The organism is Micromonospora sp. (assembly GCF_048594385.1).
GTDB lineage: Bacteria > Actinomycetota > Actinomycetes > Mycobacteriales > Micromonosporaceae > Micromonospora > Micromonospora wenchangensis.
On record NZ_JBMDWU010000288.1, the window covers coordinates 1 to 13,905 of the forward strand.

General features: G+C 75.1%; 15 protein-coding genes. 8 read left to right on the forward strand and 7 right to left on the reverse strand.

What is annotated here, in order from left to right; translation table 11 throughout:
* The 4 genes from ACOJTC_RS15510 to rimP all read right to left on the reverse strand — a co-directional run.
* Positions 1–1,535 (reverse strand): translation initiation factor IF-2 N-terminal domain-containing protein (locus tag ACOJTC_RS15510; RefSeq protein WP_420117413.1); only part of this gene is annotated, 1,535 nt, incomplete at its 3' end.
* 93 nt (positions 1,536–1,628) lie between these two features.
* Positions 1,629–1,961, reverse strand: coding sequence for a YlxR family protein (locus tag ACOJTC_RS15515; RefSeq protein ID WP_088647723.1), 333 nt, complete (start codon positions 1,959–1,961; stop codon positions 1,629–1,631).
* A gap of 16 nt (positions 1,962–1,977) precedes the next feature.
* On the reverse strand, positions 1,978–3,021 hold the full coding sequence (gene nusA, locus ACOJTC_RS15520) for a transcription termination factor NusA (protein WP_204923884.1): 1,044 nt from the start codon (positions 3,019–3,021) through the stop codon (positions 1,978–1,980).
* Positions 3,018–3,692, reverse strand: coding sequence for a ribosome maturation factor RimP (gene rimP, locus ACOJTC_RS15525; RefSeq protein WP_357928426.1), 675 nt, complete (start codon positions 3,690–3,692; stop codon positions 3,018–3,020). Before rimP ends, nusA begins: the two co-directional genes overlap by 4 nt.
* A 172-nt stretch (positions 3,693–3,864) precedes the next feature.
* Here rimP and ACOJTC_RS15530 point away from each other — a divergent pair, with 172 nt between their 5' ends.
* The 7 genes from ACOJTC_RS15530 to ACOJTC_RS15560 all read left to right on the forward strand — a co-directional run bounded on the left by ACOJTC_RS15530 (position 3,865) and on the right by ACOJTC_RS15560 (position 10,328).
* The gene (locus ACOJTC_RS15530; RefSeq protein ID WP_420117414.1) at positions 3,865–4,371 is read left to right on the forward strand and encodes a hypothetical protein; all 507 of its coding nucleotides are present in this window, start codon (positions 3,865–3,867) and stop codon (positions 4,369–4,371) included.
* Positions 4,368–4,817, forward strand: coding sequence for a ferritin-like domain-containing protein (locus ACOJTC_RS15535; protein WP_420117415.1), 450 nt, complete (start codon positions 4,368–4,370; stop codon positions 4,815–4,817). The genes ACOJTC_RS15530 and ACOJTC_RS15535 overlap by 4 nt, the downstream gene beginning before the upstream one ends.
* A 57-nt stretch (positions 4,818–4,874) precedes the next feature.
* Complete coding sequence (locus ACOJTC_RS15540) at positions 4,875–5,462, forward strand: PadR family transcriptional regulator (protein ID WP_204923881.1); 588 nt, start codon at positions 4,875–4,877, stop codon at positions 5,460–5,462.
* A complete protein-coding gene (locus tag ACOJTC_RS15545) occupies positions 5,459–6,193 on the forward strand; it encodes an ABC transporter ATP-binding protein (RefSeq protein WP_204923880.1) in 735 nt (244 codons plus the stop codon). The genes ACOJTC_RS15540 and ACOJTC_RS15545 overlap by 4 nt, the downstream gene beginning before the upstream one ends.
* Positions 6,194–6,333: 140 nt before the next feature.
* Positions 6,334–9,063 (forward strand): FtsX-like permease family protein, encoded by a 2,730-nt coding sequence (locus tag ACOJTC_RS15550; protein WP_420117416.1) that lies wholly within the window; start codon positions 6,334–6,336, stop codon positions 9,061–9,063.
* A gap of 57 nt (positions 9,064–9,120) precedes the next feature.
* A complete protein-coding gene (locus ACOJTC_RS15555) occupies positions 9,121–9,600 on the forward strand; it encodes a nitroreductase family deazaflavin-dependent oxidoreductase (RefSeq protein ID WP_420117417.1) in 480 nt (159 codons plus the stop codon).
* Positions 9,597–10,328, forward strand: a complete 732-nt coding sequence (locus ACOJTC_RS15560) for a nucleotidyltransferase domain-containing protein (RefSeq protein ID WP_307826073.1) — start codon at positions 9,597–9,599, stop codon at positions 10,326–10,328. Before ACOJTC_RS15555 ends, ACOJTC_RS15560 begins: the two co-directional genes overlap by 4 nt.
* 44 nt (positions 10,329–10,372) lie before the next feature.
* Here the strand turns inward: ACOJTC_RS15560 and ACOJTC_RS15565 are convergent, their stop codons facing one another.
* The gene (locus tag ACOJTC_RS15565) at positions 10,373–11,089 is read right to left on the reverse strand and encodes a VIT1/CCC1 transporter family protein (RefSeq protein ID WP_204923878.1); all 717 of its coding nucleotides are present in this window, start codon (positions 11,087–11,089) and stop codon (positions 10,373–10,375) included.
* A complete protein-coding gene (map, locus tag ACOJTC_RS15570) occupies positions 11,086–11,943 on the reverse strand; it encodes a type I methionyl aminopeptidase (protein ID WP_420117418.1) in 858 nt (285 codons plus the stop codon). Before map ends, ACOJTC_RS15565 begins: the two co-directional genes overlap by 4 nt.
* Positions 11,944–12,031: 88 nt before the next feature.
* Here map and ACOJTC_RS15575 point away from each other — a divergent pair, with 88 nt between their 5' ends.
* Positions 12,032–12,346 carry an STAS domain-containing protein gene (locus ACOJTC_RS15575; RefSeq protein WP_307826072.1) on the forward strand — a complete coding sequence of 105 codons (315 nt, stop codon included), beginning with the start codon at positions 12,032–12,034 and terminating at the stop codon, positions 12,344–12,346.
* Between the two features lie 13 nt (positions 12,347–12,359).
* On the opposite strand, the gene ACOJTC_RS15580 is transcribed toward ACOJTC_RS15575, so the two are convergent.
* On the reverse strand, positions 12,360–13,905 hold a 1,546-nt coding region (locus tag ACOJTC_RS15580; RefSeq protein WP_420117419.1), incomplete at its 5' end, for an ATP-binding SpoIIE family protein phosphatase.

Sequence of the window (13,905 nt, forward strand, 5' to 3'; positions counted from 1 at the left end):
CGGATCGCGTCGAGCAGCTTGGTCTTACCGTGGTCGACGTGACCCATGACGGTCACCACCGGCGCACGGCTGACCAGGCGGTCCTCCGCGACCTCGGCGTCGAGGTCGATGTTGAACTGCGCGAGCAGCTCGCGGTCCTCGTCCTCCGGGCTGACGATCTGCACGTCGAAGCCGAGGTGCTCACCCAGCAGCAGCAGGGTCTCGTCGGAGCAGGACTGGGTCGCGGTGACCATCTCGCCCAGGTTGAACATCTCCTGGACCAGCGAACCCGGGTTGGCGTTGATCTTGTCGGCGAAGTCCGACAGCGAGGCGCCACGGGAGAGCCGGACGACCTGACCCTGACCCCGGGGGGCACCCGAGCTCATGGTCGGGGCCGACAGGTTGTCGAACTCCTGTCTGCGCTGCTTCTTGGACTTGCGACCACGGGTCGGCCGGCCACCCGGACGCCCGAAGGCACCCGCGGCGCCGCCGCCACGGCCACGACCGCCACCACCGGGACGACCACCGCCACCGGCCGGGGCACCCGGACGGAAACCACCGCCGGGAGCGCCACCGCCGCCACCGGGGCCACCACGGTAGCCACCGCCGCCGGCGCCACCGCCGCCACCGGGACCGCCACGGAAGCCACCGCCACCGCCGCCACCGGGACGGAAGCCACCGCCACCACCACCGGGACGACCGGCACCGCCACCGGGGCCGCCACGACCGCCACCGGGGCCGCCGGGGCGACCGGTGGTGGGCCGCTGGCTCGGCATCGAGGCCGGGCTGGGCCGCGGCGGCATCGACGCCGGGCTCGGCCGCGGGGGCATGCCGGCCGGGCTCGGCCGGGGACCGCCGCCGCCGGCCGCCGGGGGCCGCTGCTGGCCACCCTGGATGCCGAACGGGTTGTTACCGGCGCCGCGCGCCGGGGGACGACCACCGGGCCGGGCACCCGGGCCCGCCGGAGGACCACCGGGCCGGCCGGCGGCCGGGGTACCCGGACGCGGCGGTACGGCGTTCGGGCCGGGACGCGGACCCGGACGCGGGCCACCCTCGGTGGGCGGCTCCCGCCGGACGTTGTCCCGCTGCTGCTGCCGAGCGGCCTGGGCGGCCTTGACCGCCGCCTCCTGCTCGGCCTTCAACGCGGCGGCGCGCGCCTCGGCGGCGGCCACCTCGATGTCGTGTGCGCTCGCCGGCTTGGCGACCGGGGTCACCGGCTGCGGCGGGCCGGGGACCGGGCCCTTGGGCTTCGGTCCAGGGGTCGGCGCGGCCGGCCGCCGGGGCGGCATCGGTCGGGCCGAGACCCGGGGGGCACCCGGGGTCGGGGTCGGGGTCGGGGTCGGTGCCGGGCTCGGGGCCGCCGCCGGAGCGGACGGTGCCGACGAACCACCGGCGGACGCGACGAATGCGCCACGCAGTCGTCGGGCGACGGGCGCCTCGACGGTGCTGGACGCGGACTTCACGAACTCGCCCATTTCCTTCAGCTTGGCGAGCACTGTCTTGCTTTCGACCCCGAGCTCCTTAGCAAGCTCGTGTACGCGGGCCTTACCTGCCACTGCACTCCTCACTCCGAGGTCGTGCGGGCAGCACCCGCAGCGACCTCACTCCTGCACTTGAAGCCTGGTCATTTCAGGGACTTCATCGTGTGCTCATGTCGGTCGTCCTACCTTGCTAGCGACCCTCGCCCGATCGGGTTGACCGGACGTAGTGGTTGGCGCATCGACGTGCTCCGCGACGGCACCGTGATCGGGGACCCCGGTGAGTCGCAGCGCCCGCCCGAAGGCGCGACGCCGCACCGCCAGCGCGAAGCAGGCCGGATCCGGGTGCATGTTCGCTCCCCGACCCGGCAGACTGCGGCTCGGATCAGGCCGGAGACTGTGACCATCCTCGTCACCGACCGCGACGATCCGCAGCAGTTCGCTGGCCGGCGCACGTTTCCGGCAACCCACACAGGTGCGCTCCGGATGCGCGCGTCGTACCACTGGAAGAAGTCTACCCCTAGCCGGCCGAGATCGCTCCGCCCGGCTCCGGGACGTGCTCGCCTCCACCCCGACCGCCGGCGCCCGGCTGCTCCGCGTCGGACCGGATGTCGATCCGCCAACCGGTCAACCGGGCGGCAAGCCGGGCATTCTGCCCCTCCCGGCCGATCGCCAGGGAGAGCTGGAAGTCCGGGACGGTCACCCGGGCCGTACGGGTGGCCAGGTCGACCACCTCGACCCGCAGCGCCTTGGCCGGCGAGAGCGCGTTACCGACGAACGTCGCCGGGTCGTCCGACCAGTCGATGATGTCGATCTTCTCGCCGTGCAGCTCACTCATCACCGCGCGGACCCGCTGGCCCATCGGCCCGATGCAGGCGCCCTTGGCGTTCACGCCCTGCACGGTGGACCGGACGGCGATCTTGGTGCGGTGACCTGCCTCACGGGCGATCGCCCCGATCTCCACGGTGCCGTCGGCGATCTCCGGCACCTCCAGCGCGAAGAGCTTCTTCACCAGCGCCGGGTGCGACCGGGACAGGGTGATCTGCGGCCCGCGCATCCCCTTGGTCACGTGCACCACCACGCAGCGGATCCGCTCGCCGTGGGTGTACCGCTCGCCGGGCACCTGCTCGGACTGCGGCAGCACGCCCTCCAGCTTGCCCAGGTCGACGCTGACGATGCCCTTCTCGCTGCGCGCCTCGTGCGCCTGCACCACGCCGGTGACCAGGTCACCGTCGCGGCCGACGTACTCGCCGAAGTGCACCTCGTCGGTGGCCTCCCGCAGCCGCTGGAGGATCACCTGCTTGGCGGTCATCGCCGCGATCCGGCCGAAGTCGTGCGGGGTGTCGTCCCACTCCCGCACCACGCTGCCGTCGTCGTCCAACTCCTGGGCGTAGACCAGGGCGGCGCCGTTCTTACGGTCGATCTCCACCCGGGCGTGCGACTCGGCGCCGTCGGTGTGCCGGTAGGCGGTCAGCAACGCGGTCTCGATCGCCGCGAGGATCGTGTCGAACGGGATCTCCCGCTCGCGCTCCAGTGCGCGCAGCGCCGCGAGGTCGATGTTCACCTCTCCTCGTCCTCCACATCATCGTCGTCATCTTCGTCGGTGTCGTCGCCGACCTCGTCGATCTCGTCCGCCTCGTCGATCTCGTCGAGGCGGTGGAACTCGACCTGGACCCGGCCGGGGCCCAGCTCGGCGTAGCGGTGCTCCACCGGACCGGACTCGGTCTCCAGCACCACGCGCTCGTCGTCGGCCGCCGTCACCCGCCCGGTGACCTGCCGGTCCACGGCGGGCTCGCCGGCCCGTACGGTCACCTTCACCAGCCGGCCGGCGTTGCGCCGCCAGTGCCGGGGCAGGGTCAGCGGGCGGTCCACCCCCGGGGAGCTGACCTCCAACTGGTACTCCCCCGCCACGATGTCCCCGCCGGACTCCTCGGCCGCGTCCAGCGCCGCCGAGACCGCCCGCGAGACGACCGCGACCGCGTCCAGGTTGATCCCGCCGTCGGCGTCCACGATCACCCGGACCACGTGCCGGCGGCCGGCCCGGGAGACCGAGACGTCCTCCAGGTCGTAGCCCGCCCCGGCGACCACCGGCTCGATCACCGCGCGCAACCGGTCACGACGGGCGGCCAGGTCACCCCGGGATGCGCCGGCACGGTCGCCGCCCCGGGGACCGTCGGTGCGGCGGGAGCGTCCCGCCGGTGCCGTCGGCCTGGTGGCACGGCCACGCTGCGTCATCTGGGCACCCTTCTCCTGGTCGGCGGCGGTCGTCGGACCGGCACGCCGGGACGCCACCGGGGCGGCAGCGCCGGTGGCTGCGCAGAGCGTAACGCGCCGTCGGTACGGCGGCCCCGGCGGCGCACCGACGGCGGTCGCCCGGCGGACGCCGGGCATGGTGTTGACTTGTCCGGTGGCCACGGGCAGAACAACGACGCACCACGACGCAACGGGGCAGTCCCGGCGTACCGTGCTGCGGGCCGGCGCGCTCCTGGCGGCCGGCGTCGCCGCCGTACCGCTGACCGGGTGTGGTCTTCTCGACCGCGACGACCCGACCCCGCCGCCCGACCCGCGGGAACCCCTCGCGGCGGAGGCCCGGTCGCTGCCCGACCGGCACCGGGCCGCGATCGCCGCCGATCCGGGGCTGGCCGACCGGCTCACCCCGATCGCCGACGCGCACGCCGCGCACGCCGACGAGCTGCGCCGGGTGATCGGCCGCCCCGAACCCTCCGCCGCGGCGTCGCCGGACCCGTCCGCCGCCGGAGGTGACCGCGCCGCCGTACTGGCCGCGCTACGGACGGCCGAGCAGCGCGGCCGGGACAACGCGGCGAAGGCGTGCGCCGACGCGCCGGGCGACCGGGCCGCGCTGCTCGGCGCGATCACCGCCGCCCGTGCCACCCACCTGGAGGCGCTGAAGTGAGCCGCTCCACCGCCCCCGCCACCCCCGGCGACGCGCTCGCCGGGGCGTTGGCCGCCGAATACGCCGCGATCTACGCCTACGGCCCGATCGGGGTGCACCTCACCGACGCCGACCGGCGGGCGGCCCGCGCCGCCGAGGCGGCCCACCGGTCCCGACGCGACGCGCTCGTGCTCCAGCTCAGCGCGACCGGCGCAACGGTGCCGCCCGACCAGGCCGGCTACGCCCTGCCGTTCCCGGTCACCGACCGGGCCACCGCGCTGCGCCTGGCGGTGCAGGTCGAGGAGCGCACCGCGGCGTTCTGGCGGGTGGCGCTGCCGGTCACCACCGGCGCGGACCGCACCCGGGCGCTCAACGCGTTGACCGACTGCGCGGTACGGGCCACCCGGTGGCGGCGCAGCGCGGGCCTCACCCCACTGACCGTCCCGTTCCCCGGCAGTCCCACCTGACCCACCGTCCGTACCCTGCGGTTGCGGTCCGCATACGGGGTATGCATACTCCGTCGCATGTCCATCCGTCACGGCCTGCTCGCCCTGCTCGAGCGCGGCCAGATGTACGGCTACCAGCTGCGGGCCGCGTTCGAGGAGTCGACCGGCTCGACCTGGCCGCTGAACATCGGTCAGGTCTACACCACCCTCAACCGGCTGGAACGCGACGGCCTGGTCCGTTCGCTGCCCGAGCACGAGGGCGGGCAGCGGCCGTACGAGATCACCGATGCCGGACGGGCGGACCTGGCGCTGTGGTTCGTCACCCCGATCAGCCGCAACGACCGCCCCCGCGACGAGCTGTCCATCAAGCTGGCCCTGGCGCTGACCACACCCGGGGTGGACGTGCGGGCGGTGGTGCAGACCCAGCGTGGCGCGACCATGCGTACATTGCAGGAGCTGACCCGGCTCAAGTACACCAGTGACCGGCCGGAGGACCTGCCCTGGCGGCTGGTGCTGGACGCGATGATGTTCCAGGCCGAGGCGGAGATCCGCTGGCTCGACCACTGCGAGACCAGCCTGGTCCGGCACCGGCCGGCGGCCCCCACCGCACGCAGCGGGTCACCGCCGGAGGTGGTGGAGCGGGCCGACCAGGAGGCACACCGGTGACCGGTCCCGACGGCGCGGTGCTCGAACTGCGCGACGTCCACCGCACCCACGGGGGCGGGGAGGCCGCCGTGCACGCGCTGCGCGGGGTGAGCCTCACCGTACGACCGGGCGAGCTGGTGGCCGTGATGGGTCCCTCCGGATCGGGCAAGTCGACCCTGCTCACCCTCGCCGGTGGGCTGGACCGGCCGACCGGCGGGGAGGTGCTGGTCGAGGGGGAGTCGCTCGGCACGCTCGACGGGCGGCGGCTGGCCCGGCTGCGCCGTCGCCGGATCGGCTACGTCTTCCAGGATCTGAACCTGCTCGGCAGCCTCACCGCCGCGGAGAACGTGGCCCTCCCGCTGGAACTCGACGGGGTCGGCGTACGTCAGGCCCGGCGGGCGGCCCTGACGGCGCTGCAGGAGGTCGGCCTGGACGGGCTCGGCGGTCGCTTCCCCGACCAGATGTCCGGGGGCCAGCAGCAACGGGTGGCGATCGCCCGGGCGCTGGTCGGTGACCGGCGGCTGGTGCTCGCCGACGAGCCGACCGGGGCGCTGGACTCGCAGACCGGGGAGGCCGTGCTGCACCTGCTGCGCCGCCGGGTCGACGCGGGCGCGGCCGGGGTGCTGGTGACCCACGAGGCCCGGCACGCCGGCTGGGCCGACCGGGTGGTGTTCCTCCGCGACGGCGTCATGGTCGACTCCACCGCGCCGCTGGCCGGGGTCGAGCACCTGCTCTCCGGAATCGGCCGGTGAGCGCCCCGCCCCCTCCGGACGGACCGTCCCACGCCGACGGCCGGTCCACCCGTCCCCGGCCGGCACCGCCCGACAGCACAGCCCGTCCCGCCCGGCCCGACCGCGGGGCCGGGAACGGCGGCACAGCCCGGCCCGACGCGGTGGACCGGGCGGGGCTGCCCGGTCGGCTCGCCGGCACGGTCGGGTCCTGGCGGGCGGCGCTGCGGATCGCCCGCCGGGAGGCACGGCGGGCGCGGGGGCGTACCGCGCTGGTGCTGACGATGATCGCGCTGCCGGTGCTGGTGCTGAGCTTCGTGGCGGTCACCTACGACATGGCCGACCTCACCCGGGAGGAGCGTTTCGTCCAGCGGGCCGGCGCCGCCGACGTCGAGCTGAGCTGGGTGGCGGAGAACCCGATCCACCAGGACTCCTGGGGGGACACGAACTGGGCCCGTACGGGTGAGCAGGTGACCCGGGACCGGCCGGTGGGCCAGGCGGAGATCGAGGCGCTGCTGCCGGCCGGCAGCAGCGCCAGCCGGGTCAGCTGGTGGGTGCCGTTCGAGGTGCGGATCGGCGACCGGACCAGGATCCTCGACGGGCGGGCGCTGGACCTGACCGACGCGGTGGCCCGCTCGACGGTGCGGCTGCGCTCCGGGCGGGTCCCCACCGCACCCGACGAGGTCGCGGTGAGCGCGCAGGCCGCCGCCCGGATGGGCGTCCGGGTGGGCGGGTCGGTCGACGCGGCCGACGGCACCCGCCGGTGGCGGGTGGTCGGCGTGGTCGAGTTCCCCGACCAGCTCGGGGAGATCGTCGCCCTGACCCCGGCCGGGCTGCCCCGGGACGGGCGGAGCTACGACGAGAGCTGGCTGGTCGACCTCCCCGGCCCGGTGGATGCCGCGCTGGTGGACCGGCTCAACGCGCACGGCGTGCTGGTCAGCGCCCGGAATCCGGTGCCGGGTGCCCGTTCCCCCGACGGGTCGACGCTCTACCTGCCCGATCCGGTGCTGGCGAGCAACACGGTGCTGGTCGGCGGCCTCGGTCTGCTGGAGGTCGTCCTGCTGGTCGGCCCGGCCTTCGCCGTGGGGGTCCGGCGGCGGCGGCGGGACCTGGCGCTGGTCGCGGTGGCCGGCGGCGACCCGGTGCACCTGCGGCGGATCGTGCTCGCCGACGGGGTGGTCCTCGGTGGGCTCGGGGCGGCGTGCGGGCTGCTGCTCGGGGTCGCCGCCGCGCTCGTCGGCCGGTCGCTGGTCGAGGAGCACGTGCTGGGGGCGCGCAGCGGGGGCTACCGGGTCTTCCCGGCGGCGCTCGCCGCGATCGCGGCGGTCGCGGTGCTGGCCGGGGTGCTGGCCGCGCTCGCCCCGGCGCTGGCCGCCGCCCGGCAGGACGTGGTGGCCGGGTTGGCCGGTCGCCGGACCGCACCCCCGCACCGCCGCCGCTGGCTTCTCCTCGGGGTGGCGCTGACCGTGCTGGGCAGCGGGGCCGCCGCCCTGGGCGCCGCGAGGGGCGACACCCCGTTGATCCTCGCCGGATTGGTCCTGGGCGAGCTGGGCCTGGTCTTCTGCACGCCCACGCTGATCGGTCTGCTGGCCCGGTTCGGTCCGCTGCTGCCGCCCGCGCCCCGGATCGCGCTGCGCGACGCCAGCCGCAACCGCTCGTCGGCCGCCCCGGCCATCTCCGCGGTGATGGCCGCCGTCGCCGGCAGCGTCGCTCTGGGCGTCTACGTGGCCAGCAACGACGCCCGTGAACGAGCCGACTGGCAACCGGGGATGCCGCCGGGCCGGGTGCTGCTGCTGCGCGCCGACCGCGACGGCACCGGACCGCTGCCCCCGTTGCCGCTGATCACCGAGCGGGTGCGGGCCGAGCTGGGCACCGACGCGGTGCTGCCGGTGGCGACGCCCGGCTGCACCGAGGTGCGCGACCCGAGCGCCTACTGCACGGTCGCGCCGGTGCTGCCCGCCGGCCGGGCATGCCCGTACGACCCGGAGTCGTACCAGACGGCCGAGGCCCGCCGCGCGGCGCTGGACGACCCGCGCTGCGTCCCGCCGGTCCGCATCGTCAGCGGCTTCTACCTGCCCGCCATGGTCGACGACGGCACCGCCCTGGGGGTGCTCAGCGGCGCGCCGGCGGCCGAGGTGGCGGCGGCGGCCGCCGTGCTGCGTGCCGGTGGCGTGGTGGTGAGCGACCCCCGCTACGTGGTCGACGGCCGGGTGACGGTCCGGGTCGACCGGTCGACCGGCGGTTCCCGGCCGCCGGTGGTGAACACCGTCACCCTCCCCGGTCACCTGCTGCGCGACGGGCTGCCGGTGGACCGGCTGGTGCTCTCCCCCGCCGCCGCCGCCCGGGCCGGTCTGCGCACGGAGCCTGTCGGTTTCGCCGTCGACACCCGGTCCGCGCCCACCGCCGCGCAGCTCGACCGGGTGGTCACCGCGCTGCGGCCGTTGCTGCCGGTGTCGGCGCAGATCGAGCGGGGTCCGCCCCGCTCGGAGCAGCGGCCGTTGCTGCTCCTGCTGGCGGCCGGCGCCGGGGTGATCACCCTGGGCGCGGCCGGGGTGGCCACCGGGCTCGCCGCGGCGGAGGGCCGCCGGGACCTCTCCACGCTCGCGGCGGTGGGGGCCAGTCCCCGGGTACGCCGGGTGCTCTCGCTCTGCCAGGCGGGGGTGATCGCCGTGGTGGGCTCGGCGCTCGGCATCGCGGCCGGGCTCGGCTCCGCCCTGATCATCCTGACCTCGACGAACCGCCAGTACGCGCAGAGCTGGCCGACCCAGACGCCGTACCCGATGGTGGTGCCCTGGCAGACCCTCGGCGTGCTGGTGGTGGTGCCGCTGGTGGCGATGCTCGGTGCCGGCCTGTTCACCCGGTCCCGCCTCACGGTCGAACGTCGGCTGGACTGAGCGGCCCGCCGGGAGCCGGTGGGTGCGGACACCGCGTCGACCAGGCAGACTGGCCGGGTGCCCGTACTCGGAACCCTCACCCGGCGGCTCGGTCACCACACGTGGTTCGGTGCCACCATGCGCCTGCTCGTCCCCGTCGACTGGGCGGTCGGACGGCTCACCCGGGGTCGGGTGGTCGCGCTGGGGCTGGTCCCCTCGCTGATCATCACGACCACCGGGCACCGTTCCGGCCTGCCGCGCAGCAACCCCCTGCTGTACGTGCCGGACGGCGACGGGTTCGTGGTGATCGGCTCCAACTGGGGTCAGCGGCACCAGCCCGGTTGGGTGCTCAACCTGCTCGCCCGGCCGCAGGCGGAGGTGGCCGTCAAGGGCCGTCGGCTCGCCGTCCGCGCCGACCTGGCGACCGGGGCCGAGCGGGAACGGCTCTGGCAGTTGCTGGTCACCGAGTGGCCGGCTTACCGGACGTACGTGCAGCGGGCCGGCGGCCGGGAGATCCACATCTTCCGGCTGGCGCCGACCGGTGCCGACCTGCCGTGACCGTGCCGGAGCCGGCGGCCGGGGTGGACCTGGACGATCCGCGTTGGCAGGTCGCCGGGCGGGTGGCCGACGCGGCGCGGCGACGCTTCCCGGCGGACATCCTCGCGGTGGCCGTGCACGGTCCGCTGGCGCACGGCGACGACGACGGTGGCGGGGACGCCGAGGTCGACCTGCTGCTGGTCACCTACCGGGCGGGCGGCGGCCCGGCCCCGTCGACCCGGCGGGTGGACGGGGTGCTGGTGGCGCTGACCGTGGCCGACGCCGACGGCTACCTGCGGCGGGCCCGGACGCTGACCCCGGCCTGGCCGCTGACCGCCGACCGGTACGTCACCACCGTCGCGCTGTACGACCCGACCGGCTGGCTGCGCACCCTGCGCGACGAGCACCTGGGCCGGCTGGCCCGGGCCCGGCCGGCCGAGTTCAGCACCGCCGCCCGCGACGCCTGGTACCGGGGCTGGGCGGCGCACGCCCGCGCGGCCCGGCTCGCCGAGTGGTACGAGACCGACCAGGCGCTGGTCATGCTGGGTGAGGCACGGCTGGCGGCGGCAACGGTCAGCGGCCTGCTCAGCCGCACCTACTTCCGGGACCCGGGCGACGCGGTGCGGCGTACCGGGCTGGCCGGCGCGGACATGACCGAGGTGGGCCGGGTGCTGACCGGGCAGGCCGAGGAGCTGACCGCCCGGGGCCGACCGGTCGACGGCACGGTGGACGACCTGCTCACCGGCTGAGCCCCGGCACCGCCGGACCGACCTTGGCGACCGACCGGGCAGGTCTAGCCGAGGCCGCCCTGCACCCCGATGAGCATCCCGACCAGGTAGGTCGCGCCGGCCGCCGCCGCGCCGAGCAGCAGCTGCCGCAGCCCGCCGGCCCACCACGGGCGGTGGGTGAACCGGGCCACCACCGCCCCGGCCGCGAAGAGCCCCACCCCGCCGACGGCGAGCGCCAGCGCCAGGCTGGTGGAGCCGAGCAGGTAGCTCAGCAGCGGGAGCAGCGCGCCGACGGAGAAACAGAGGAACGACGAGATCGCCGCCGCCCAGGGGCTGGGTTGTTCGTCGGGGTCGACACCCAGTTCCTCCCGGACGTGCACCCGCAGCGCCTCCTCCGGGTTGCGGCGTACCGCCTCGGCGACCTGGTCGGCCAGGTCACGCGGCAGGCCCCGGGCCACCCAGGCGTCGGACAGCTCCCGGGCCTCGGCCTCCGGGTGGCGTTCCAGCTCGCGGCGTTCCTTGGCCACCTCGGCGGCGACCTGCTCGTTGGCCGACCGGACGCTGGTGTACTCGCCCAGCCCCATCGAGATGGCGCCGGCGACCAGGCCGGCGGTGCCGGTGAGCACGATGCTGTGCGCCGACACCCCACCGCCGCCGACCCCGGCGATCAGGGCGATGTTGGTGACCAGACCGTCCATCGCGCCGAAGACGGCGGGCCGCAGCCAGCCGCCGGACACGTCCGCGTGGTGCGCCTCGCGCAGCGCCGCCGGGGTCTCGGTCACGGCAGGGTGAGGATCTCGAAGCCGTCGTCGGTGACGACGATGGTGTGCTCGAACTGGGCCGTCCACTTCCGGTCCTTGGTGACGACCGTCCAGCCGTCGTCCCACATGTCGTACTGGTAGGTGCCGAGGGTGATCATCGGCTCGACGGTGAAGGTCATGCCGGGTTCCATGATGTCGGTGGGCCGGGGGCTGTCGTAGTGCGGCACGTACAGGCCGCTGTGGAAGGCCTCGCCGATGCCGTGGCCGGTGAAGTCGCGGACCACCCCGTAGCCGAACCGCTTGGCGTACGACTCGATGACCCGGCCGATCACGTTGATCTGCCGGCCGGGGCGGACCGCCCGGATGCCGCGCATCATCGCCTCGTGGGTGCGCTCGACCAGCAGCCGGGCCTCCTCGCCCACCTCGCCCACGCAGAAGGTGGCGTCGGTGTCGCCGTGCACCCCGTCGAGGTAGGCGGTGACGTCGACGTTGACGATGTCACCGTCGGCGAGCACCGTCGAGTCGGGGATGCCGTGGCAGATGACCTCGTTGATGCTGGTGCAGCAGGACTTGGGGAAGCCCCGGTAGCCCAGCGTCGACGGGTAGGCGCCGTGGTCGACGAGGAACTCGTGCACCACCCGGTCGATCTCGTCGGTGGTGACCCCGGGCTTGCAGTGCGCGCCCGCGAGCTGGGTGGCCTGCGCCGCCAACCGGCCGGCGACCCGCATCTTCTCGATGGTCTGCGGGGTCTGCACGTGCGAGCCGCGCCACTGCTGGGGTTGCTTGCGGCCCACGTACTCCGGGCGGGCGATGTGGTCGGGGACCGCTCGCCACGGGGAGAGTGTGCCGGGGGTGAGCGGGGCACGGACGGTCATGACGACAGCCTATCTCCGGAGGACGGAGGGCCTCCCGCACGGCCCGGCGGTTGTTGCCGCCACCACCGGGCTGTGCAATGGTGGCGGGGTGGATCTGGAGGGCGAACCGCCCGTGTTCTCCGCGCGCGCGGAGAACACCGGGGACCACGTCCGCGTCACGGTGACCGGCGAGGTCGACATGGCCACCGCGGACACCATGGTCCAGACCACACTCCGTGAGCCGGCCCGGCAGGTCACCCTGGATCTGCGCGCGGTCACCTTCTTCGACTCCGCCGCCATCCACGCGGTGGTCCAGCTCGCCCGGCGGTTCCCGGGGGCGCTGACCGTGTTCCCGTCCCGGCAGGTCAGCCGGGTGCTGGAGATCTCCGGCCTGGGCGGCCAGGAGTGGCTGCGCCCGCTCTGACCCGGGGCCCGGCTCAGTCGGCCAGCCGGCGGCGCAGCGACACCTCCGTCCCCTCGTCGGTACGGCGCACCGACAGCTCGCCCAGCGCCTCGATCAGCGCGAGTCCCCGGCCCCGGAACCCGGCCCCGGTCGACTCCCGCCACCGGCCGCTGTCGCGCACCGTCGCCACCACCGTCCGGTCGACGATCGACACCTCGACCACGATCGTCGGCTCCACCGGCGCGACCGGGTGCTCGATGGCGTTGGCGGCGGCCTCGGACACGGCGACGATCAGGTCGAACAGGTCGTTCTCGCCGACGGAGTGCGCGACCAGGAAGTCCTCCAGCCGCTTGCGCAGCACGCTGAGCCGGGTCGGGTCGGCGGGCAGCCGCAACGCGAACCGGTTCAGCTCGGCGGCCTCCAGGGCCAGCACCGCGACGTCGTCGTGCCGGCTGCGCCCGTCGACCCGCCCTACCACCGCGTCCACCAGGTCGGCCACGTGTCCGCCGCCGGCACCGGCAGCGGCGTCCGCCCGGAGCTGGGCGAGGGCCGCGTCGATGCCGGCCCGCCGGTCCTCGATCAGGCCGTCGGTGTAGAGCAGCAGGCGACCGCCGGGGGCGAGTCCACCCTCGACGGTGCGGTAGTCGGTGCCGCTGAGCGCCCCGATGGGCGGCCCGAGGGCCTGTTCGTGCAGAAAGGCCACGTCGTCTCCTCGGATCAGCAGGGGGGACGGATGACCGGCGCTGGCGTACCGCAGCCGGCCGGTGCGCGGAGTGAAGGAGAGGCAGAACACGGTGGCGAACGACTGCCGCTCGGTCGAGCCGACCAGCCGGTTGAGCCGGGTCAACGCCTGCCCCGGGTCGTAGCCCTCCAGCAGGTAGGCCCGCAGGCCGTTGCGGAGCTGACCCATCGCGGCGGCGGCCCGGACGCCCTTGCCGACCACGTCGCCGATGACCAGCACCACCTCGTCGTCGCCGGTGCCGATCACGTCGTACCAGTCGCCGCCGACCTCGACGTCGGTGCTGCCGGGCAGGTAGCGGCTGGCCATCCACGCACCCGGGAGCTGGGGCAGCGAACGCGGCAGCAGGCTGTGCTGCAGCGTGGTGGCGATCCGGTGTTCGGCCTCGTAGAGCTGCGCGTTCTCCAGTCGTACGCCAACCAGGCGGGCCAGTTCCCCGACGGCGGCGTGCTCGGTGCCGTCGCCCTCCCGACGCCAGACCCGCAGCTCGCCGAGCTGCCCACCGGTGCTGCCGGTCAGCGGCAGCACCTGGGACGGCTGGTCGGTGCTGGCACCACCGCCGTCGACCTCGTGCCGCGCGCCGGTGACCGTGGTGACCGACACCCGGGCCGCCTCGGCGAGGTGCAGGGCGTGCCGGGCGGCGACCCGGACCACGTCGGCGGTCGACTTCGCGGTGTTGACCGCCACGGCGGCGTCCGCGAGCGCCCGCAGCCGGCGGATGATCTGACCCCGCAACTGGCCCAGTTCGACGTTGGCCCGGACCCGGGCGATCAGCTCGGTGCCGGAGAACGGCTTGGTGAGGTAGTCGTCGGCGCCCACCGAGAGACCGGCGACCGCCTCG

Excerpts from the sequence above, each read along its gene's own strand:
- rimP (WP_357928426.1), bottom strand. The coding sequence starts at position 3,692 with ATGACGCAGCGTGGCCGTGCCACCAGGCCGACGGCACCGGCGGGACGC.
- ACOJTC_RS15540 (WP_204923881.1), top strand. The coding sequence starts at position 4,875 with ATGTCCATCCGTCACGGCCTGCTCGCCCTGCTCGAGCGCGGCCAGATG.
- map (WP_420117418.1), bottom strand. The coding sequence starts at position 11,943 with ATGACCGTCCGTGCCCCGCTCACCCCCGGCACACTCTCCCCGTGGCGA.